The 18,770-nt window shown below is 46.3% G+C and carries 19 protein-coding genes and 1 tRNA gene; 2 read left to right on the top strand and 18 right to left on the bottom strand.

Annotated elements, in window-relative coordinates:
* Positions 1–102: 102 nt before the first annotated feature.
* The gene (locus tag DXE33_RS09665) at positions 103–255 is read left to right on the top strand and encodes a hypothetical protein (RefSeq protein WP_174222283.1); all 153 of its coding nucleotides are present in this window, start codon (positions 103–105) and stop codon (positions 253–255) included.
* A gap of 67 nt (positions 256–322) precedes the next feature.
* Here the strand turns inward: DXE33_RS09665 and bamC are convergent, their stop codons facing one another.
* From bamC to DXE33_RS02600, 9 genes are all read right to left on the bottom strand, one after another.
* Positions 323–1,468: an outer membrane protein assembly factor BamC gene (gene bamC, locus DXE33_RS02640; protein ID WP_114638509.1), complete on the bottom strand. Its 1,146-nt coding sequence runs from the start codon at positions 1,466–1,468 to the stop codon at positions 323–325.
* The gene (gene dapA, locus DXE33_RS02635) at positions 1,465–2,337 is read right to left on the bottom strand and encodes a 4-hydroxy-tetrahydrodipicolinate synthase (protein ID WP_114639699.1); all 873 of its coding nucleotides are present in this window, start codon (positions 2,335–2,337) and stop codon (positions 1,465–1,467) included. Before dapA ends, bamC begins: the two co-directional genes overlap by 4 nt.
* Positions 2,338–2,571: 234 nt before the next feature.
* Positions 2,572–2,973, bottom strand: a complete 402-nt coding sequence (locus DXE33_RS02630; RefSeq protein ID WP_331851791.1) for a class I SAM-dependent methyltransferase — start codon at positions 2,971–2,973, stop codon at positions 2,572–2,574.
* A 13-nt stretch (positions 2,974–2,986) separates the two neighbouring features.
* Entirely contained in the window at positions 2,987–4,189 is a 1,203-nt protein-coding gene (locus DXE33_RS02625; protein WP_114638508.1) for a tryptophan--tRNA ligase, read from the bottom strand.
* A 29-nt stretch (positions 4,190–4,218) separates the two neighbouring features.
* Positions 4,219–5,067, bottom strand: coding sequence for a 3',5'-nucleoside bisphosphate phosphatase (locus tag DXE33_RS02620; protein WP_114638507.1), 849 nt, complete (start codon positions 5,065–5,067; stop codon positions 4,219–4,221).
* Between the two features lie 9 nt (positions 5,068–5,076).
* Positions 5,077–6,180 carry a cell division protein ZapE gene (zapE, locus tag DXE33_RS02615; RefSeq protein ID WP_114638506.1) on the bottom strand — a complete coding sequence of 368 codons (1,104 nt, stop codon included), beginning with the start codon at positions 6,178–6,180 and terminating at the stop codon, positions 5,077–5,079.
* On the bottom strand, positions 6,181–7,620 hold the full coding sequence (gene lpdA, locus DXE33_RS02610) for a dihydrolipoyl dehydrogenase (RefSeq protein ID WP_114638505.1): 1,440 nt from the start codon (positions 7,618–7,620) through the stop codon (positions 6,181–6,183).
* Positions 7,621–7,632: 12 nt separating this feature from the next.
* Positions 7,633–8,841, bottom strand: coding sequence for a 2-oxoglutarate dehydrogenase complex dihydrolipoyllysine-residue succinyltransferase (gene odhB / locus DXE33_RS02605; RefSeq protein WP_114638504.1), 1,209 nt, complete (start codon positions 8,839–8,841; stop codon positions 7,633–7,635).
* Positions 8,842–8,885: 44 nt separating this feature from the next.
* The gene (locus DXE33_RS02600; protein WP_114638503.1) at positions 8,886–11,741 is read right to left on the bottom strand and encodes a 2-oxoglutarate dehydrogenase E1 component; all 2,856 of its coding nucleotides are present in this window, start codon (positions 11,739–11,741) and stop codon (positions 8,886–8,888) included.
* Positions 11,742–12,033: 292 nt separating this feature from the next.
* Here DXE33_RS02600 and DXE33_RS02595 point away from each other — a divergent pair, with 292 nt between their 5' ends.
* Entirely contained in the window at positions 12,034–12,732 is a 699-nt protein-coding gene (locus DXE33_RS02595; RefSeq protein ID WP_114638502.1) for an excisionase family DNA-binding protein, read from the top strand.
* 64 nt (positions 12,733–12,796) lie between these two features.
* On the opposite strand, the gene DXE33_RS02590 is transcribed toward DXE33_RS02595, so the two are convergent.
* The 9 genes from DXE33_RS02590 to rpmI form a co-directional block, all read right to left on the bottom strand.
* Positions 12,797–13,081: an H-NS histone family protein gene (locus tag DXE33_RS02590; protein WP_114638501.1), complete on the bottom strand. Its 285-nt coding sequence runs from the start codon at positions 13,079–13,081 to the stop codon at positions 12,797–12,799.
* 197 nt (positions 13,082–13,278) lie between these two features.
* The gene (locus tag DXE33_RS02585; protein ID WP_114638500.1) at positions 13,279–13,698 is read right to left on the bottom strand and encodes a PaaI family thioesterase; all 420 of its coding nucleotides are present in this window, start codon (positions 13,696–13,698) and stop codon (positions 13,279–13,281) included.
* A gap of 28 nt (positions 13,699–13,726) precedes the next feature.
* Positions 13,727–13,803: transfer RNA gene (locus DXE33_RS02580), tRNA-Pro, on the bottom strand.
* A gap of 25 nt (positions 13,804–13,828) precedes the next feature.
* Positions 13,829–14,179, bottom strand: coding sequence for a MerR family transcriptional regulator (locus DXE33_RS02575; RefSeq protein ID WP_114638499.1), 351 nt, complete (start codon positions 14,177–14,179; stop codon positions 13,829–13,831).
* The gene (locus DXE33_RS02570) at positions 14,157–14,480 is read right to left on the bottom strand and encodes an integration host factor subunit alpha (protein ID WP_114638498.1); all 324 of its coding nucleotides are present in this window, start codon (positions 14,478–14,480) and stop codon (positions 14,157–14,159) included. The genes DXE33_RS02575 and DXE33_RS02570 overlap by 23 nt, the downstream gene beginning before the upstream one ends.
* Before the next feature lie 69 nt (positions 14,481–14,549).
* Complete coding sequence (gene pheT / locus DXE33_RS02565) at positions 14,550–17,006, bottom strand: phenylalanine--tRNA ligase subunit beta (RefSeq protein ID WP_114638497.1); 2,457 nt, start codon at positions 17,004–17,006, stop codon at positions 14,550–14,552.
* Positions 17,007–17,034: 28 nt separating this feature from the next.
* On the bottom strand, positions 17,035–18,081 hold the full coding sequence (gene pheS / locus DXE33_RS02560; protein ID WP_114638496.1) for a phenylalanine--tRNA ligase subunit alpha: 1,047 nt from the start codon (positions 18,079–18,081) through the stop codon (positions 17,035–17,037).
* Between the two features lie 29 nt (positions 18,082–18,110).
* On the bottom strand, positions 18,111–18,476 hold the full coding sequence (rplT, locus tag DXE33_RS02555; RefSeq protein WP_114638495.1) for a 50S ribosomal protein L20: 366 nt from the start codon (positions 18,474–18,476) through the stop codon (positions 18,111–18,113).
* Between the two features lie 24 nt (positions 18,477–18,500).
* Positions 18,501–18,698 carry a 50S ribosomal protein L35 gene (rpmI, locus tag DXE33_RS02550; RefSeq protein ID WP_114638494.1) on the bottom strand — a complete coding sequence of 66 codons (198 nt, stop codon included), beginning with the start codon at positions 18,696–18,698 and terminating at the stop codon, positions 18,501–18,503.
* Between the last annotated feature and the right edge of the window lie 72 nt (positions 18,699–18,770).

Genomic DNA, 18,770 nt, shown 5'->3' with positions numbered 1-18,770 from the left:
ATCATTACAGGAAACTACTACCTAGGGATTTGATTTGCCCTCGGTATTCCCCACAACAATTATCGATAATTGGTGTTTAATTTTTTTAAGAGGAAATTACAAATGAAGAAGTCACTCGTTTTCGCTGCAATGTTAGCTATCGCTTTGGCCGCTTGCGGTAAGAAAGAAGAAGCAAAACCTGCTGAGGTTCCTGCTGCTGCTCCAGCTGCTCCAGCCGCTCCTGCTGCTCCTGCTGCTGACGCTGCTAAGAAGTAGTAATCTTCTTCTTGAAGAAAAAAAGCCGCTGATTAGCGGCTTTTTTATTACCCAAAACTCACCATCATTATCTAGTCAACTGCTCTGTAAGCAGGGTTAAGAGCTGGAAGCCAGCCGGTGTATTTTCAGGCTTACCATCTGCATCTTGTACATAAACATTCGCTGAATTTTCACCAGTAGATTTCACAATCACCTGATACTTCTTGGCCTTTAAGACTGAGTCATCCTTACTGCTAAAGAGGTTTGAGAAGAAGCCCTTTGAATCGCCAACATCTTTGGCATTGACGTAACGCACAAAGTACACGCCTTCACTACGATTGCGATCCTCAACAGTGAAGTTAGAGCGATCAAGGGCAAGACCAACATCACGCCATGAGCGATCAAAGCCGGAGCTCAACTGAATATAGCCCTTATTTGCGCCTTCCTGTACGAACTTAGCTTTGGGTGTTTTTGGTCCTAATGGCGCAGCTACCATTGCCTTAGCTTGCTCTTGAGTCATACCCAAACGCTCCATTAAACGGGCTAAAAATACAGCCTCTAACTCAGGATCATTCGGGCGACTAGTCCATACAGTGGAAATACATCCACCAGTATTATCAGTAACGCACTTCTCTAGTGCACCTTTTTGGGTGATGTAAATTTCAGTTTCACCAGGTTTGCTCACCTCTAAGCGAGTTTTGTACTTGTCCCGCTCGCCAGTATCGTAAGCAGAATCAAGAACGCTGCCAAGCGTAGATCTGATGAAATCCTGCGGAATTTTTGCGCGATTTTCAGCCCAGTCAGTTTCCATAATTCCGGTTGATGGTGAGTCCACTAACAATAAGAAACCATTTTCTTGCCAGAAATCTTTAACCTGCGGATACAGCTCAGCTGCGGGTTTTTCCACAACCAACCAACGCTTGTCACCATCACGAGCAATACGCATACCAGGAATACCAATCATGACATTGCTTCTCATCTGGGTTGATTTTTTGAGCGCTGCATTGTATTCAGACATGGTTGCAGTACCGTCTTGAACGATATAACGACGATCAGCTTGAGCGGTAATTAAGTCTGGCGGATAGGACAGGTTCGGTCCGCGTACAGCACCTGAGCTTTTATAGTCGACAGTATCATTGCTGGTGACGGATTTACAAGCGCTCAAGGCGCCCAGCGCTAACAGTAAAACAGAGAACGATAAAAATCGGCGAGAGATAAAAAACAAATTCATCATAGTAGGTTGGCCTGTTTTAGTGCTGCCTTCAAAGGCTCTCTCAATGAGGTGCTTAAAGGGGTTAATGGCAAACGAATGCCGGCAGAGATCTTACCCATTTCATGTAGGGCCCATTTCACTGGAATTGGATTAGCCTCGGTGAACATGGCTTTATGAACTGCAATTAATTGATACTGAATTTCGCGTGTTCTCTTAACATCATCTGACATCGCTGCAACACAAAGTTCATGCATCAGGCGAGGTGCCACATTCGCGGTAACCGATATATTGCCCTTACCACCCATGAGCATCAACATCGCAGCAGTAAGGTCATCACCTGAGAATACGGAAAAATCAGCAAAGCCAGCACGCTTGAGCTCAGCATTCAACAGTGTGCCACGCTCTAAGCTACCAGTTGCATCCTTAATGCCAATCACCCCTGGCACTCCAGCCAAGCGAACCACAGTTTCACCGGCTAAATCCGCAACAGTGCGCCCTGGAACGTTATACAAAATAACTGGCAAATCTACAGACTCGGCAATTTTTTTAAAATGCGCATACATACCCTCTTGAGTAGGCTTGTTGTAGTAGGGCACCACCTGCAAGCTAGCATCGGCGCCCACTTTTTTAGCAAACTCAGTTAGTTCAATTGCTTCAGCGGTAGAGTTTCCGCCAGTGCCAGCGATAACCGGTATACGCCCTGCAATATGCTCAACGGTCACACGAATTAATTCACAATGCTCTTCTACAGAAACGGTTGGGGATTCACCGCTAGTACCCACAATCACAATTCCATCACTACCTTCAGCGACATGCCAATCGAGCAAAGAACGCAAACTGCCGTAATCTAAACTGCCATCTTCAAACATTGGCGTCACGATGGCTGGCATGCTGCCAGAAATGGTCTTAGTACTACCTTTGGAATGGGCTGTATTTGTCACCGAACGTATACCGTTTTGAGCTGTCTTAACCTTGAAATTGTAACGGAATACGCCCTTTTCACCCTTCTTTTACGGCGCAAAGCCGCTGAACCATGGCTGGTTTGGGCTCATCGGTATAAATATCCTCATAAGCCAGAATTTTCAGGTGATGACGAGCGGCCAAAGCCAGTAATTCCCCTTCATTTAGAAGGAAATTCGGGTTTGAGGGCTTTCCAAACTGGGCATTACCTTGGGGAAGGTTTCGTAAATCAACACACCCCCAGGAGCCAGCATTTGGGGCAAGCGATCTAAATGGGGTCGATAGAGGTAATTGGTCACCACAATCCCGGCAAATTGAGCACCTTCTAGCGGCCATTCCTCTCGCTCTAAATCCAGCACTTTTGTTTTGATTGTGGGATGTCCCAGTGAGGCTAGCTGGTCAATATTTAGATCAACACCCAAAACAGAATATCCCAACTGAGCTAAAAATACCGCATGCCGACCACCACCACATGCAAGATCGAGCACCAAGCCTTCTTTAGGAATCTGAGAAACAAAACGCTCCACCCAAGGTGAAGCGTTTGTCAGCTGGTCGTGTGCACTCACAGTCAAAATAAGTTTAATCGTATGCCAAGCCCATTGCTTCACGGACCTCGCGCATCGTTTCTTGAGCAATCTTACGCGCTTTATCGCAACCATCCGCAATGATGGAGCGTAACAAACTAGGATCATCTAAGTATTTTTGAGCACGCTCAAACATGGGCTGTTGTTCAGCCAAAATGGCATCGATCACAGGTTGCTTACATTCCAAACAACCAATTCCAGCTGACTTACAACCATTATCAACCCATTGTTTTGTCTCTTCGTTTGAATAGACGGTATGCAATTGCCAAACTGGGCAACGCGTGGGATCACCTGCATCTGTTCTACGCACGCGGGCAGGATCTGTTGGCATTGTTCTAATCTTCTTGATGACATCCTCGGGCTGTTCACGAATGCTAATCGTATTGCCATAGGACTTCGACATTTTTTGACCATCTATGCCTGGCATTCTCGAAGCGCTGGTTAACAAGGCCTGAGGCTCCGGAAGAATAATTTTGCGCGCACCTTCTAAAAAGCCAAATAAGCGCTCACGGTCAGCCATCGAAAGACTTTGCGCCTCCTGCAACAATGCCTTGGCCTGCTCTAGCGCCTCCTCATCACCGCGCTCTTGAAAAGCCACGCGTAACTCTAAATACATTTTGGCGCGTTTACTGCCTAATTTTTTGACTGCCTCCAATGCCTTTTCTTCGAAGCCAGGCTCGCGACCATACAGATAGTTAAAACGGCGTGCAACCTCACGCGTCATCTCCACATGAGGGACTTGATCCTCACCAACTGGCACATGTTGTGCGCGATAAATCAAGATATCAGCAGCTTGCAATAAGGGGTAACCTAAAAATCCATAGGTCTGTAAATCTTTTTCTTTTAGCTTTTCAATTTGATCTTTATAGGTAGGCACGCGCTCGAGCCAGCCTAATGGAGTTCCCATAGACAGCAGTAAAAATAATTCAGCGTGCTCGGGTACTTTGCTCTGAATAAATAAAGTTGCTTGGTTTGGATCTACGCCAGCCGCTAACCAATCAATGACCATATCCCAGACGGATTGCTCAATCACATCAGGTGTTTCGTAATGAGTTGTTAAGGCGTGCCAATCAGCCACGAAAAAGAAGCATGGATATTCCGATTGCAGGCGAACCCAATTTTTTAATACGCCGTGGTAATGGCCAAGATGCAAATTGCCCGTAGGCCGCATACCTGAGAGAACACGTTCAGCAAACATCTTTTTTATTTATCTTTATAGTGAATGAATTAGTGAAATGCTGTCCAAACTGGAGTCAAGTGCTCCGGCAGGTGCGGCAAGGTGCCCAGGTCAATGTGACTCTCCTGCGGATCATGAAAATCAGATCCACGTGAAGCCAAGAACCCATATTGCTGCGCAATCTTGCCATAAGTCTTGTATTGATCGGGCGTGTGGCTACCGGTAATCACTTCAATACCAAGTCCGCCAATATCCTTGAAGTGCTCATAAAGCTCATTCATCTGTAAGGGGGTAAATTGATAACGCCCTGGGTGTGCAATCACCGCCACCCCACCAGCCGCTTTAATCCAGGCAACTGCATCGTCTAACGTAGCCCATTGGTGAGGCACATAACCTGGTTTATCTTCTACCAAATACTTTTTAAAGACCTCTTCAGTATTACGGCATACCCCTTGCTCCACTAAGAAGCGAGCGAAGTGGGTTCTTGAAATCAACTGATGATTGCCTGCAAAATGGAGGGCGCCTTCATAAGCACCAGGAATGCCAACTTTATCTAATTGATCGGCAATCAACTTGGCGCGATTACCGCGACCCTCTCGAGTACGGCGTAAACCCTCAATAATTCCAAGGTGATCTGCATCAATGCCCAAGCCTACAATATGAATCGTTTGTCCCATCCAGGTCACTGATATCTCTACGCCAGCCAAATAATCGATTTTGAGTGCATCGGCAGCAGCGCGTGCACGTTGTTGCCCACCTAACTCATCGTGGTCAGTTAGAGACCATAAATTGACACCGTTTGCTTTCGCTCGCTCCGCTAAAGCTTCAGGCGTTAAAGTGCCATCAGAAACTACTGAGTGACAGTGCAAATCGGCGTTAATAGGAGAAAAGCTGCTCATGACCCTATTTTAGGTCAAGCTGGTGTCAATTACCCGGCGAGGTGCATCAAGGTAGTCTCGGGACTGCATCTCAATCAAGCGGGACACCGTTCTGGAGAATTCAGCCGTAATTTGGCCTTCGGTATACAAATCCGGAGCTGGGACGTCTGCAGAGATGATTAATTTGATCTTATGGTCATAAAGCACATCAATGAGCCAGATAAAACGACGGGCTTCATTAGTCATTCTTGGTGGCATATAGGGCACGCCGGACAAAATCACCGTATGAAACTGATTAGCAATTTCTAAATAGTCATTTTGAGACCGGGGTCCACAACACAGGGTCTGAAAGTCAAACCAAACTACTCCATCAGCCATATGTAGAGGCCGTAGCTCGCGTGACTCTATATTAAGAACAGGATTACGCGTCTCCTGTTGATTCCCAATCAGGGTTTGAAACATTACGCCTAGCATTGCCTGAGTTTCTGCGTTCGCTGGTGTTAAGTAGGCCTCCACCTGCGCCATTTGCACTCGACGATAGTCATTGCCAGCGTCCACGTTCAACACATCCAACTTTTCCTCTAACAACTTAATCGCAGGTAACAGGCGATCGCGATGCAAGCCATTTGGGTATAGCTGATCTGGACGATAGTTTGATGTCATCACAAACTGCACACGATCAGCAAACAATGCATCGAGTAGACGATACAAAATCATCGCATCGGCAATATCATTGATATGAAACTCATCAAAACAGATTAAGCGATAGCGATTAGAAATTCGCTTGGCTAACTCATCTAGCGGATCAGATAGGCCTGAGAGCTCATGCAATTCTCGATGCACTTCACGCATGAATTCATGAAAATGAATTCGAATCTTTTTTTCTAGGAGAGAAGCTGCATAAAAGCAGTCCATCAAGAAAGACTTGCCGCGACCTACTCCTCCCCAGAGATAGAGCCCTCTAGGAAGATTGGGCTTAAAGATTTTTTTCTTGAGATTGTTACTGCGTATTACCTTATAGGCAATCCACTCGTCTTCACATTGTTGCAAGCGCTCTACAGCACGAAGCTGCGCGGGATCACTTTGATACCCGCGCGCCTTTAACTCCTGCTGGTAATACTCAATGGTTTTCAATTACATATTGAGTGCGCGTTGATCTGTCGCCAATGCTGCTTCGCGGACCACTTCCGACAAACTTGGATGTGGATGACAGATACGTGCAATATCTTCTGCTGCTGCTTTAAATTCCATGGCTACAGCGGCTTCGGCAATCAGATCTGAAGCATTTGGCCCGATGATGTGAACACCAAGAATCTCATCGGTTTTCGCATCAGCCAATACCTTCACGAAACCATCTGCACGACCCATTCCCAAAGCGCGGCCATTGGCTGCGAATGGGAACTGACCGGCCTTGTATGCGACGCCAGCCTCTTTCAGTGCTTGCTCTGTTTTGCCAACCCAAGCAATTTCAGGATCGGTGTAGATCACCCAAGGAATGCAGTTGTAATCGATATGTGGTTTTTGACCAGCGATGACTTCAGCAACCAATACGCCTTCATCTTCAGCTTTATGAGCCAACATCGGGCCACGCACTACGTCGCCTACTGCGTAAATACCAGGAGCGGCAGTTGCACAAGTATGGTCGTCAATTGGAATGAAACCACGCTCGTCAACCTTCAGGCCAATTTTGTCTAAGCCCAATTTATCAGTATTGGGTACGCGGCCAACAGAAACGATCAAGCGATCACATTCCAATTTGGCTGTTTTACCAGTGCTATCGGTGTAGTTAACCACAACACCCTTCTTGTCGACTTTCACATCGCCGATCTTGACACCCATATTGATATTCAAGCCTTGCTTAGTGAAGAGCTTTTGCGCTTCTTTGGCAATACTCACATCACAAGCAGCTAAGAATGAAGGCAATGCCTCAAGAACAGTGACTTCAGAACCCAAGCGACGCCATACAGAACCAAGTTCTAAGCCAATGACGCCAGCACCAATGACGCCAAGCTTTTTAGGCACGGAATCAAACTTCAAAGCACCTTCGTTATCACAGATGAGAACATTATCAACAGACGACAGTCCTGGCAAATGACGGGCTTTAGAGCCGGTGGCAATAATCACATTCTTTGCCGTAACGGTCTCTTGATCTTTGCCGTCAATTTTAACTTGATAACCATCAGCACCTTTGCCTTCAAAAGAAGCATGGCCCTTTAATAAAGTAACCTTGTTCTTGCGGAATAGATACTGAATACCGCCAGTCATCTTAGTAACAATGTCATCTTTACGCTGAATCATTTTCTTGGAATCAATGCTGACTGAGCCAACCTTGATGCCATGATCAGCAGCATGATGACCAATCTTCTCAAACTCCTCGGAAGATGCCAACAAAGCTTTAGAAGGAATACAACCTACGTTTAAGCAAGTTCCCCCTAAGCGTGGCTCACCTTTGGGATCGTCATAACTATTAGACTCTGCACAGGCAACCTTGAAACCGAGTTGCGCTGCACGGATTGCGGCGATGTAGCCACCAGGGCCACCACCAATTACGAGTACATCAAAAGCTTGGCTCATGATCTTCCCTTCTTACAAATCAAGGAGAAGACGTGAAGGATCTTCCAACGCATCTTTCGTGGCAACCAAACCAAGCACAGCCTCGCGACCGTCGATGATGCGGTGATCATATGACAAGGCGAGATAGTTAATTGGGCGAACCACTACTTGACCGTTTTCAACTACTGCGCGGTCTTTCGTAGCATGAATACCCAAAATCGCTGATTGTGGAGGATTAATAATTGGTGTAGAGAGCATGGAACCGAACACACCGCCGTTAGAGATGGAGAATGTACCCCCAGTCAACTCTTCAATTGACAACTTACCTTCACGTGCCTTGACACCGAATTCTGCAATCTTCTTCTCAATATCGGCCAAGTTCATTTGGTCAACATCACGCAAAATTGGTACTACCAAGCCACGTGGTGAGCTCACTGCGATACCAATATCAAAGTAGCCGTGGTAAACAATATCGTTGCCATCTACAGATGCATTGAGTAATGGGAATTTCTTCAAAGCATGGGTTGCCGCCTTAACAAAGAAAGACATGAAACCGAGTTTTACGCCATGAGTTTTCTCAAATTGGTCTTTGTATTTGTTGCGCAAGGCGATCACTGGACCCATATTGACTTCATTAAATGTAGTCAAGATTGCATTGTTCGCTTGCGACTCAAGCAAACGCTCAGCAATACGAGCACGCAAGCGGCTCATTGGAACGCGCTCTTCTGGACGATCGCCAGTTGGGATTGGCGCGCTTAGCAATGCGGCAGACTTCGCGCCACCTGCAGAAGCATTTAGAGCATCACCTTTGGTGATACGACCATCGCGACCAGAACCAGCAACTTGACTGACATCAACGCCTTTCTCAGCAAGAATCTTCGAGGCTGAAGGTGATGCGGCTGTACTCGAGGCAGCGGCAGGAGCAGCTGCTTTAGCAGGGGCTGGTGCTGGTGCCGCAGCTGGAGCTGGCGTAGCGGCTGCAGGTGCTGCAGCCGCTACAGCAGTGCTATCAATCTTTGCCATTAATTGATCCGCTACAACGGTATCACCATCAGCAACCACGATTTCGGTTAAAACACCAGCGGAAGGTGCTGGTACTTCGAGAACGACTTTATCGGTCTCAATTTCAATCAAAATCTCGTCTTGGCCGACAGCATCGCCGACCTTCTTTTTCCACTGCAATAAAGTTGCCACAGCAACTGACTCAGAGAGTTGGGGAACTTTAACTTCGAAAATAGCCATGATTAATCCTGTTTATCTATATGTATGTTGAGTAATGAAAACGATTATTTCGTGATCACGTAACCTTTTAATTTGGCAAATGCCGCATTGAGAAGAGATTTCTGCTGTTCTTGGTGCAGATGCGCATATCCACATGCTGGCGAAGCGGATGCAGGGCGACCTGCATAAGCCAACTTCATTCCGTCAGACATGTTTTCTAAGATGTTGTGCTGAACAAAGAACCAAGCGCCTTGGTTCTGTGGCTCATCCTGACACCAAACAACCTCTTCTAACTTAGGATATTTCTTCAACTCTGCAGTCAGCGCTTTGTGGGGGAACGGATAGAGCTGCTCAAGACGAATAATGGCAACATCGCCAATCTTCTTCTCTGTACGCTGTTTTACCAAGTCGTAATAGACCTTGCCTGAGCACACCACCAAACGGGTAACCTGCTTTGAATCAATCTGATCATCACGCTCACCAATAACCGTCTGGAAACCACCTTTTGTAAATTCTGACAAAGGTGATGCAGCATCTTTATTACGCAGCAGTGATTTAGGAGTCATCAAGATCAGTGGCTTGCGGAACTGACGAATCATTTGACGACGCAACACATGGAAAATCTGTGAAGCAGTCGTTGGCTGAATCACCTGCATATTGGTATCAGCGCACAATTGCATAAAGCGCTCAAGACGTGCGGATGAGTGCTCAGGACCTTGACCTTCATAACCATGAGGCAACATCATGACCAAGCCATTAGCACGACCCCACTTCACCTCACCAGAAGCAATGAACTGGTCGATCACCACCTGGGCGCCGTTGGCAAAGTCACCAAACTGCGCTTCCCAGATTGTGAGCGTATTGGGCTCGGCAGCAGCATAGCCGTATTCAAAGCCGAGCACTGCTTCTTCAGAAAGAATAGAGTCAATCACCACAAATGGAGCTTGATCTTTAGTCACGTGCTGGAGGGCGATATAAGTACCGGTATCCCACTTCTCACGATTTTGCTCATGCAATACCGCGTGACGGTGAGTAAAAGTACCACGGCCGCTATCTTCACCAGACAAGCGCACTGGGTAACCGCTCGCAACCAAGGAGGCGAAAGCCATATGCTCACCCATACCCCAGTCAACATTAATTTCGCCACGACCCATCGCAGCGCGATCTTTGTATACCTTCTCAACCAATGGGTGGGCTTTAAAGCCTTCAGGAATGGTGGAAATCTTCTCAGCTAAACGCTTCCACTCAGTAAGTGGAATAGCAGTATCCGCTTCGTCAGTCCATTTCTTATTCAAGAAAGGTGACCAATCTACCGCAAACTTGCCTTTGAAGTTGCTCAATACTGGATCAGAGGTTTGTTTACCCTCATCCATTGCAGCACGATACTCTTTCACCATGAGATCACCAGTACCAGCTGGCAATACCCCTTGAGCTTCTAATTTGTCTGCATAAAGTTTACGAGTGCCAGGATGCGCAGCAATAATTTTGTACATCAATGGCTGAGTCATTGCAGGCGTATCTTGCTCATTGTGGCCAAGTTTACGGAAGCAAATGATGTCAACTGCGACATCTTTGTGGAACTTCATGCGGAACTCAACGGCCAACTTCGTTGCCAATACCACTGCTTCAGGATCATCGCCATTGACGTGCAATACCGGTGCATCAACCACCTTCATGATGTCAGTACAGTACAAGCTAGAGCGCAAATCGCGTGGATCAGATGTAGTAAAACCAATTTGGTTATTAATCACCACATGCACAGTACCGCCCGTCGAATATCCACGGACTTCTGACATAGCTAGGGTTTCTTGCATCACACCTTGACCAGCAATCGCAGCGTCGCCGTGAACCAAAATAGGCATGACTTGCTCACCCAACATATCGCCGCGACGCTCCATACGAGCACGTGCAGAACCCTCAACCACTGGGTTAACGATTTCTAAATGTGATGGGTTAAACGCTAAAGACAAGTGAACAGGACCACCCGGGGTGGAAATATCGCTTGAGAAACCTTGGTGATACTTCACGTCACCTGCTGGTAATGTCTCAGGACCTTTATGTTCAAACTCAGCAAACAAATCTTTAGGCATCTTGCCTAAAGTGTTCACCAAGACATTTAGACGACCCCGGTGAGCCATACCAATCACAATCTCTTGAACACCCTTATTGCCGGCATCACGAATTAATTCGTTCATACAGGCAATAAAGCTTTCACCCCCTTCAAGAGAGAAGCGCTTTTGGCCTACGTACTTCGCCTGGAGGTAACGCTCTAAGCCTTCAGCCGCAGTTAAGCGATCGAGAATTTGGCGCTTCTCTTCTACATTGAATTGAGGTGTTGAGCGAATGGACTCTAATTTCTCTTGCCACCATTTTTTAATCTTCTGATCGGCAATAAACATGAACTCCACACCAATGGTGCCGCAGTATGTTTCACGCAACGCCTGCAGCAAGTCGCGCAGGGTCATTTCGTTTTTACCAAAGAAGGTATTGCTGGTGTTGAAGACGATATCCATATCGCCGTCAGTAAAGCCATAGAAAGCAGGATCTAGCTCAGGAATATCCTGGCGCTCCGTGCGCTTTAATGGATCTAAATTAGCCCAGCGATTGCCAACGTTGCGATACGCGGCAATTAACTGCTGAACAGCAACGCGCTTGCGACCCATTTCTGAGTCGGCTGAATCAGAAATCGTTCTGATGGGGCCTTGCTTAGCGCGCTCAGCAAAAGACGCAACTATCGGGCCGTGTGCGATATCAGTTCTAGAAGAACCATCAACAGCCGGAACTTGTTTCACGTTGTCAAAATAATCTCGCCAATGATCCGCTACCGAAGCTGGATCGTGCAAGTAGGATTCGTAGAGTTCTTCTACATATGGGGCGTTTCCGCCGAAGAGATAGGAATTATCTCTTCGGTCCTGCATCATGATGCTCACCTTTCATCGGGTTTCCCGAATAAAAACTGTGGTTATAACCATCCGTTACACGGCTGTACCGTTTCACGAATTGCTCTGTGCAATTACTGGTACTACTGCAGTAATTTAACACGATTGGCCATAGAAAGGGGCTTTCCCTGATTTTGCTAGCTTTGGGGGTATTTCCCTAGAAAGTCCGAAATAAGAACTTTCCTACTTTGCTTTCTATATTTACGGACAGATTGAATGATGTTTGGTTTTTATTCTCTAAATCTTCAAGTGAATTAATGAAATTAAGGGAAATATGAAATCAATTACCCCAGATATGGAATATCTTAGTACTCGACAAAGCGCCAAGGTTTTGCAAGTTTCTCTTGGAACCGTGCAGAAAATGGTGGAATTAGGAGAATTAATCGCCTGGAAAACGCGAGGAGGTCACCGCAGAATCTTAGCAAGCTCGCTAGAGCAGCAATTACAAAGAAGAAAAAGGGCAATGCGGCAAAAAAGTACACAACATTGTGTCGCAATGGGCATATTCCGCAGGACTGAGAATAGCCAGGAACTGCTTCAATCGATTGCTGACTGGCAACTTAAGGTAGAAATGGAAGTTGCTATCGATAGCCTTGAGGGACTGATGAAGGCTGTATCTATAGCACCAGACTTGATCTTTTTAGATGCCCTCATACCCCCTGTTGAACAGGTTCATTTAATCCATTATCTGAGTAAAAACAAGGATACACAGCGTATACCTATACTAGTAGATGAGGGATTTATTAAGCTGCATCCGGGGGTAGTTGCCCTCGCTGATGAGAATAACGGCAATAAGCCGCACCTGACTAAGAGCATTAAAAAAGAGTTAGAAAATGGTCTTATTGACCTTAATCCATTCATTATTGGCTATCCGGCCACTAATCCTGAGTTAGATTCATCACTGAATCAGGATAGCCGTCATGAGTTACTGGAACCTCTCTTTTTGAAGGCCTTAGCACGCAAGTGCGCCTAGTTGCAGATCCAATAAGTTAAGGCCGCTAAAGCGGCCTTAACTTATATTTCTTTAAATTCAATCTTTAGATCATGTAGCTGCTACGATCCCTGCCTTCAATCCATTTTGGCGCTTTGCCACGTCCAGTCCAAGTTTCACCGGTTGCTGGATTGCGATATTTTGGGGCTACTTTGCCACCAGTAGATTTAGCGCCTGCCCTACGAGCAAATAAATCTGACGCGGTCAGCTTGTATTGCTCAATAATGACTTTAGCCTTAGCAATACCATCAGCCTTCTCGCGGGCAATGGCTTCCTTAATTTGCTTATCTAACTGCTCGCGCTGAGCAAGTAATTCTGAATAGGACGACATTTATAGTTCTCCGAATAATTAGTTATAAGAAATAGTGAATTCATTTTGTATTTCTATTATCTATTATATAGATAAACTATATTAATTTTAATATTACTTAATTTAATCTTAAGGCTTTATTCATCAAGGGTTTATGGTGATAATGGACAATCATTAAGCCTAATTATTATAAATACCATTGATAATTATAGTAATCATTACCTTCTCAGGGTAAATGTGCCACTAGCCTTTGCAGTAATTTCCCCAGTTTCATTCAAAGCAATTGTCTCGCAGTAATTAATAGTTTTACCAGCCTTTAATAAAGTGCCCTCAACCACAATTTTTCCCAAACTGGGACGTAAGAAGCTGGTAGACATATCGATTGTGATTGCTCCCAACGGATGATTTGAGGCAGTTCTGGCAGCTGCCCCCATAGCGAAATCGAGCAAGGTCATTAGCACGCCTCCTTGTGCCACGCCAAAACTGTTGGTGTGCTCAGGTTGAACAATGTAGCTGATGCGCACTTTCCCCCCTTCCGCATACTCAGGGACGACACCCAGATGATCTAAAAAGGGAATATCCAAACCAAAATAAATGGTTCTTTGGCGACTCGGATGGTTGGGGTTCGATGTATTCATATTGAAATGAATTAAAGCATTAAATTCGTGGTCGGGGCGAGAGGATTTGAACCTCCGACCACATGCACCCCATACATGTACGCTACCAGGCTGCGCTACGCCCCGACGAGAGAAGAAATTGTATCAGTATCTATTTGGACAGAATTTGCAGAACTGCTTGCAACTCATCACGTAGACGTAATTCACCGCGCGCTTCATCAAGACGATTTCTAGCGCCACTGATCGTAAAGCCTTCTTCATATAGCAAGGCTCGAATTTTGCGAATCAATACCACTTCATGATGCTGATAATAGCGACGATTGCCACGACGCTTCTGAGGACTTAGCTGAGTAAATTCTTGCTCCCAGTAGCGTAGTACATGAGAGCGTACGCCACAAAGATCGGCTACCTCGCCGATAGTGAAGTAGCGCTTAGAGGGAATGGGGGGAAGTTGAGAGCTCGGAAGTGCCGAGCTAGCATCAAACTCGGTTTTCTCGAGCATGTGACTCCACTACATCTTTAAGCTTTTGACTAGCGTGAAAAGTGACTACGCGTCTGGCTGCTATCGGAATCATTTGACCTGTCTTTGGGTTTCGGCCAGGACGAGCCGATTTATTGCGCAACTGGAAATTACCAAAGCCAGAGATCTTCACTTCAGTGCCAGACTCTAGGGATTGGCCAATACGATCAAAGAAAGCATCGATCATATCTTTCGCTTCGCGCTTATTCAGACCAACTTGATCAAAGAGCGCTTCAGAAAGCTCATTTTTGGTAACGGTATCGTTATTAATGGTTTCGCTCATTGTTTAGTTCTATTCTGAAATGTCTCGAAATTATGTTTAATTATTGATGCTAATGTCTTAATACTAAACCTAGCGCAGACGAGCTGCACATTTTTTTTCTAGCGCATTCAACAATGCACTCATCACTGCATCAATTTGCGGATCTTGCAGCGTTTCTTGTGAATTGAGTAAAGTAATACGAAAAGCCAAACTCTTCTCATCATCAGCCATGCTGCTTGAAGCAGCTTTGGGCTTGAATTCATCAAACAACTCAATTGCACGGACAAAATTCTGCTTAGTAGAAAGCATTGCATCAAGCAATGACTGTGCTGACACACTTTGTTTTACCACCACCGCTAAGTCACGCTGTACTGCAGGAAATTTACTAAGTTCTTCCGGAACTGGCAAACCCAATACCAAAATAGGCTCCAAATCTAATTCAAAGAGTATCGGCGCTTGAGCATACTCATAAGCCTGTTGCAAGGCAGGATGTAATTCACCAATCCAACCAACTTCAATGCGATTTTTATCTACAAGCAACAATACTTTTGCACAACGGCCAGGATGTAAGGCAGGATGCTGTGCTGACTCAGTAACAAAATGCAAGGGGTCTAAGACCCGCTCTAGATCACCCTTCACATCAAAGAAATCTACCGCCCTATTGGCATTTGCCCACTGCTCTGGAACAAATGATCCATAGGCTAAGCCGCCTACTTTCTGTGGCTGATGAAAGCCTGCTACTTGTCCAGCTTGCTCTTGCACCTTGTCATCACGCTTGAACACACGGCCAACTTCAAAGAGGCGAACACGCCCTGCTCCGCGATTGAGATTGGATTTCAGATTGATCAATAAGCCACCCCAAAGCGTGCTACGCATTACGCCATATTGATTGGCAATGGGATTTAATACCGCAATCACGTCTTTATCAGTGGCGCCCGTTAAGCGCTGTTCACTCTCAAGATCAGTAAAACCAAAGTTAACAGCCTCATGGTAACCCTGCAAAGCAAGGCGTTGGCGCAATAAATGAACACCGCGCTTCGCTTCAGCCTTAGCGCTCATTTTGAGTGAGGCAATTGGAGGTTGATCGGGGATATTTTCAAAGCCGTACATGCGTGCGACTTCTTCAATTAAGTCTTCTTCGATTTCAATATCAAATCGGTAGCTCGGTGGCGTAACAATAAATGCATCGCCCTCTTGCTGAAATGCAAAACCGAGGCTGGAAAATACATCAGCCACGATTTGGGATGTCAAAGGAATGCCAATGACTTTTTGAGCACGAGCCAGGCGCATTTTGACAGGTTTGCGCCCTGGAATATTCAAGACTTGATCATCGATTGGACCAGCCTGCCCACCACACACTTCCAAAATTAAGGAAGACAGGTATTCCAAACAATTGACCGTGTTTTGTGGATCAACACCCCGTTCAAAACGATGGGCAGCATCGGTACTGAAGTTAAAACGTCGTGCACGACCCTGAATTGCAGAAGGCAGCCAATAAGCCGCCTCTACATAAATATTCTTAGTGTCATCGCTTACAGCACAATGATTACCACCCATGATGCCAGCCAAAGCTACTGGACCCTCTTGATCTGCCACTACACCTGCATCTTGCAGTTTTCCTGATGAATCTAGGCCTTGCAAAGTTACTGTCTGACCATTGAGTAACTCAATCGTCTCGCCCGCTTTTGCCCAGCGAACCGTAATGTCACCCTGTAAGCGATCAATATCAAATACATGGGTAGGCTGCCCCATCTCCAGCATGACATAGTTTGAGAGGTCAACCAAAGCGGAAATGCTTCTTTGGCCTGCACGATTTAGACGCTTCACTATCCAATCTGGAGTCTTGGCTTGGGGATTTACGCCACGAATAACCCGTCCAGCAAAACGCCCGCAAAGCTCTTTGCTCTCAATGATTACTTTGCGCTTGTCATCGATAGAGACTACTGGCGCATTCCATTGTGGAGGACATAGTGAAGCACCAGTAATTGCAGATACTTCTCTTGCCATTCCCATTAAGGATAGGCAATCTGCTTTATTAGGCGTTAACTTAATAACAAATACTTGATCATCCAAATCGAGGTACTCGCGGATATCGCCACCAACTGGCGTATCTGCAGGCAACTCCAGAATGCCCTCGTGATCATCACCCAGGCCTAGCTCGCGACCAGAACACAACATGCCCTGGCTTTCAACACCACGTAATTTACCAAGCTTGATCGCAAATGGCTTACCGCCAGCTTCAGCAGGAGGTAATTGAGCGCCAACAAGTGCACAAGGAATCTTGATACCAGGACGAGCATTTGGAGCGCCGCAAACGATTTGCAACTCATGTCCGGTACCGGCATCTACTTTGCAAACCCGCAAACGGTCCGCATCCGGGTGTTGCTCGGCAGAGAGAATCTGCGCAACCACAATCTTCGTAAAAGCAGGCGCAACAGAACGCTGCTCCTCAACCTCCAACCCAGCCATTGTCATTGCATGACCCAATGCATCACTATCGAGTGATGGGTTTACATACTGACGAAGCCAAGATTCAGAAAATTGCATAGCGCTCTATATAAATTAGTAAGATTGGTTATGCAGGAAACTGCGCCAGGAAACGCAAATCGTTTTCAAAGAACAGGCGCAAATCATCTACGCCATAGCGCAACATGGTAAGACGCTCTAATCCCGAGCCAAATGCAAAACCAGTGTAACGTTCTGGATCGATTCCCATATTACGGAGCACGTTTGGATGCACCTGCCCCGCTCCAGAAATTTCTAACCAGCGGCCAGCTAACTTACCACTTGCAAAGGCCATATCAATCTCGGCAGATGGCTCTGTAAATGGGAAATAGGAGGGGCGGAAACGCACTTGCAGCTTATTGGTTTCAAAGAAGGTGCGCAAGAAATCGGTATATACGCCTTTGAGATCGGCAAAAGAAACACTCTCTGCGATCCACAAACCTTCAACTTGGTGGAACATAGGCGAATGGGTTGCATCGCTATCCACGCGATAGGTGCGACCTGGCGCAATCACTTTGATTGGCGGCATCACATCCGCGTTCGCATATTTTTTGACATGCTCACTCGCATAGCGCACCTGAATAGGACTGGTATGCGTACGTAAAAGTAAGGGCTTCTCTTTAGAGTCTTTGCCATCGATATAAAAAGTATCCTGCATAGAGCGTGCAGGATGATTCTCCGGACTATTTAAGGCTGTGAAGTTAAACCAATCGGTTTCAATTTCAGGGCCATCAACCACATCAAAACCAATGGAGCGGAAGATTTCTTCAACACGCCCCCAAGTGCGCATCACTGGATGCAAACTGCCAACTGCCTGACCGCGCCCCGGCAAGGACACATCAATTGCTTCGGCAGCCAAGCGCTGTTGCAATACGGCATCAGCCATCGCTTGGCGACGCTCTTGTAATGCAGTTTCAACTTGAGTTTTGATTTGATTAATTTGGGCGCCAGCACTCTTGCGCTCTTCAGGCGACATTCCACCAAGCGCTTTTAAACGCTCAGTGAGAACACCTGATTTACCGAGATGCCTGGCTTTCGCGTCCTCAAGAGCCGCCGGATCGGCAGCCCCCAAGAAATCACGTTTGGCATCCTCGACAATTTGGTCGAGAGAAACCATCGCAGCTTAGTTTGCTTAGAAACTAAGAATTAAGCTGCAGCGTTTACTACGGATTTGATCCGAGTAACCAAAGCAGCGAAAGCCGCTTTGTCAGCAATGGCCATATCAGAAAGCACTTTGCGGTCGAGTTCGATCGCAGCCCTCTTCATACCATTCATGAATACGCTATAGGTCATATCATGCTCACGCACAGCCGCATTGATACGAGCAATCCACAAAGCGCGGAATACACGTTTCTTATTGCGACGGTCACGATATGCATATTGACCAGCACGCATAACCGCTTGCTTAGCAATACGGAATACGTTTTTACGACGACCGCGGTAACCTGTTGCAGCATCGGTAATTTTCTTGTGACGGGCTCTTGCTGTAACCCCGCGTTTGACTCTTGGCATTGGATTCTCCTATTTAGTCTGAGGTTAAGCGTAAGGAAGCATTGAACGAATTGACTTGATGTCAGATTTCGCAACTTCGGCTGAACCACGCAACTGACGCTTGTTCTTTGTGGTCTTCTTGGTGAGGATGTGGCGTTTGAAAGCCTGACCTCGTTTAATCGATCCGCCTGCGCGAACCGTGAAGCGCTTTTTCGCGCTACTCTTGCTCTTCATCTTGGGCATAAAGCACCCTTCTTCTACTTGTGCAACATAGGTGGTAACCGACGGTTACTCTTCCTGTACCCAGAAGCACAC

Origin of the sequence: Polynucleobacter necessarius (genome assembly GCF_900096765.1) — a bacterium.
GTDB lineage: Bacteria > Pseudomonadota > Gammaproteobacteria > Burkholderiales > Burkholderiaceae > Polynucleobacter > Polynucleobacter necessarius_F.
Note: the sequence above shows the minus strand (reverse complement) of the source record. Positions and strands in the feature narration are given on the sequence as shown.

What these genes read in the sequence shown, in the direction of transcription:
- lpdA (WP_114638505.1), bottom strand. Translation starts at nt 7,620, where the DNA reads ATGAGCCAAGCTTTTGATGTACTCGTAATTGGTGGTGGCCCTGGTGGC.
- DXE33_RS02585 (WP_114638500.1), bottom strand. Translation starts at nt 13,698, where the DNA reads ATGAATACATCGAACCCCAACCATCCGAGTCGCCAAAGAACCATTTAT.
- DXE33_RS02625 (WP_114638508.1), bottom strand. Translation starts at nt 4,189, where the DNA reads ATGTTTGCTGAACGTGTTCTCTCAGGTATGCGGCCTACGGGCAATTTG.
- pheT (WP_114638497.1), bottom strand. Translation starts at nt 17,006, where the DNA reads ATGCAATTTTCTGAATCTTGGCTTCGTCAGTATGTAAACCCATCACTC.
- odhB (WP_114638504.1), bottom strand. Translation starts at nt 8,841, where the DNA reads ATGGCTATTTTCGAAGTTAAAGTTCCCCAACTCTCTGAGTCAGTTGCT.
- DXE33_RS02590 (WP_114638501.1), bottom strand. Translation starts at nt 13,081, where the DNA reads ATGTCGTCCTATTCAGAATTACTTGCTCAGCGCGAGCAGTTAGATAAG.
- rpmI (WP_114638494.1), bottom strand. Translation starts at nt 18,698, where the DNA reads ATGCCCAAGATGAAGAGCAAGAGTAGCGCGAAAAAGCGCTTCACGGTT.
- bamC (WP_114638509.1), bottom strand. Translation starts at nt 1,468, where the DNA reads ATGATGAATTTGTTTTTTATCTCTCGCCGATTTTTATCGTTCTCTGTT.
- rplT (WP_114638495.1), bottom strand. Translation starts at nt 18,476, where the DNA reads ATGCCAAGAGTCAAACGCGGGGTTACAGCAAGAGCCCGTCACAAGAAA.
- DXE33_RS09665 (WP_174222283.1), top strand. Translation starts at nt 103, where the DNA reads ATGAAGAAGTCACTCGTTTTCGCTGCAATGTTAGCTATCGCTTTGGCC.
- DXE33_RS02600 (WP_114638503.1), bottom strand. Translation starts at nt 11,741, where the DNA reads ATGATGCAGGACCGAAGAGATAATTCCTATCTCTTCGGCGGAAACGCC.
- DXE33_RS02575 (WP_114638499.1), bottom strand. Translation starts at nt 14,179, where the DNA reads ATGCTCGAGAAAACCGAGTTTGATGCTAGCTCGGCACTTCCGAGCTCT.
- dapA (WP_114639699.1), bottom strand. Translation starts at nt 2,337, where the DNA reads ATGCCAGCCATCGTGACGCCAATGTTTGAAGATGGCAGTTTAGATTAC.
- DXE33_RS02595 (WP_114638502.1), top strand. Translation starts at nt 12,034, where the DNA reads ATGAAATCAATTACCCCAGATATGGAATATCTTAGTACTCGACAAAGC.
- DXE33_RS02620 (WP_114638507.1), bottom strand. Translation starts at nt 5,067, where the DNA reads ATGAGCAGCTTTTCTCCTATTAACGCCGATTTGCACTGTCACTCAGTA.
- pheS (WP_114638496.1), bottom strand. Translation starts at nt 18,081, where the DNA reads ATGGTTTCTCTCGACCAAATTGTCGAGGATGCCAAACGTGATTTCTTG.
- DXE33_RS02570 (WP_114638498.1), bottom strand. Translation starts at nt 14,480, where the DNA reads ATGAGCGAAACCATTAATAACGATACCGTTACCAAAAATGAGCTTTCT.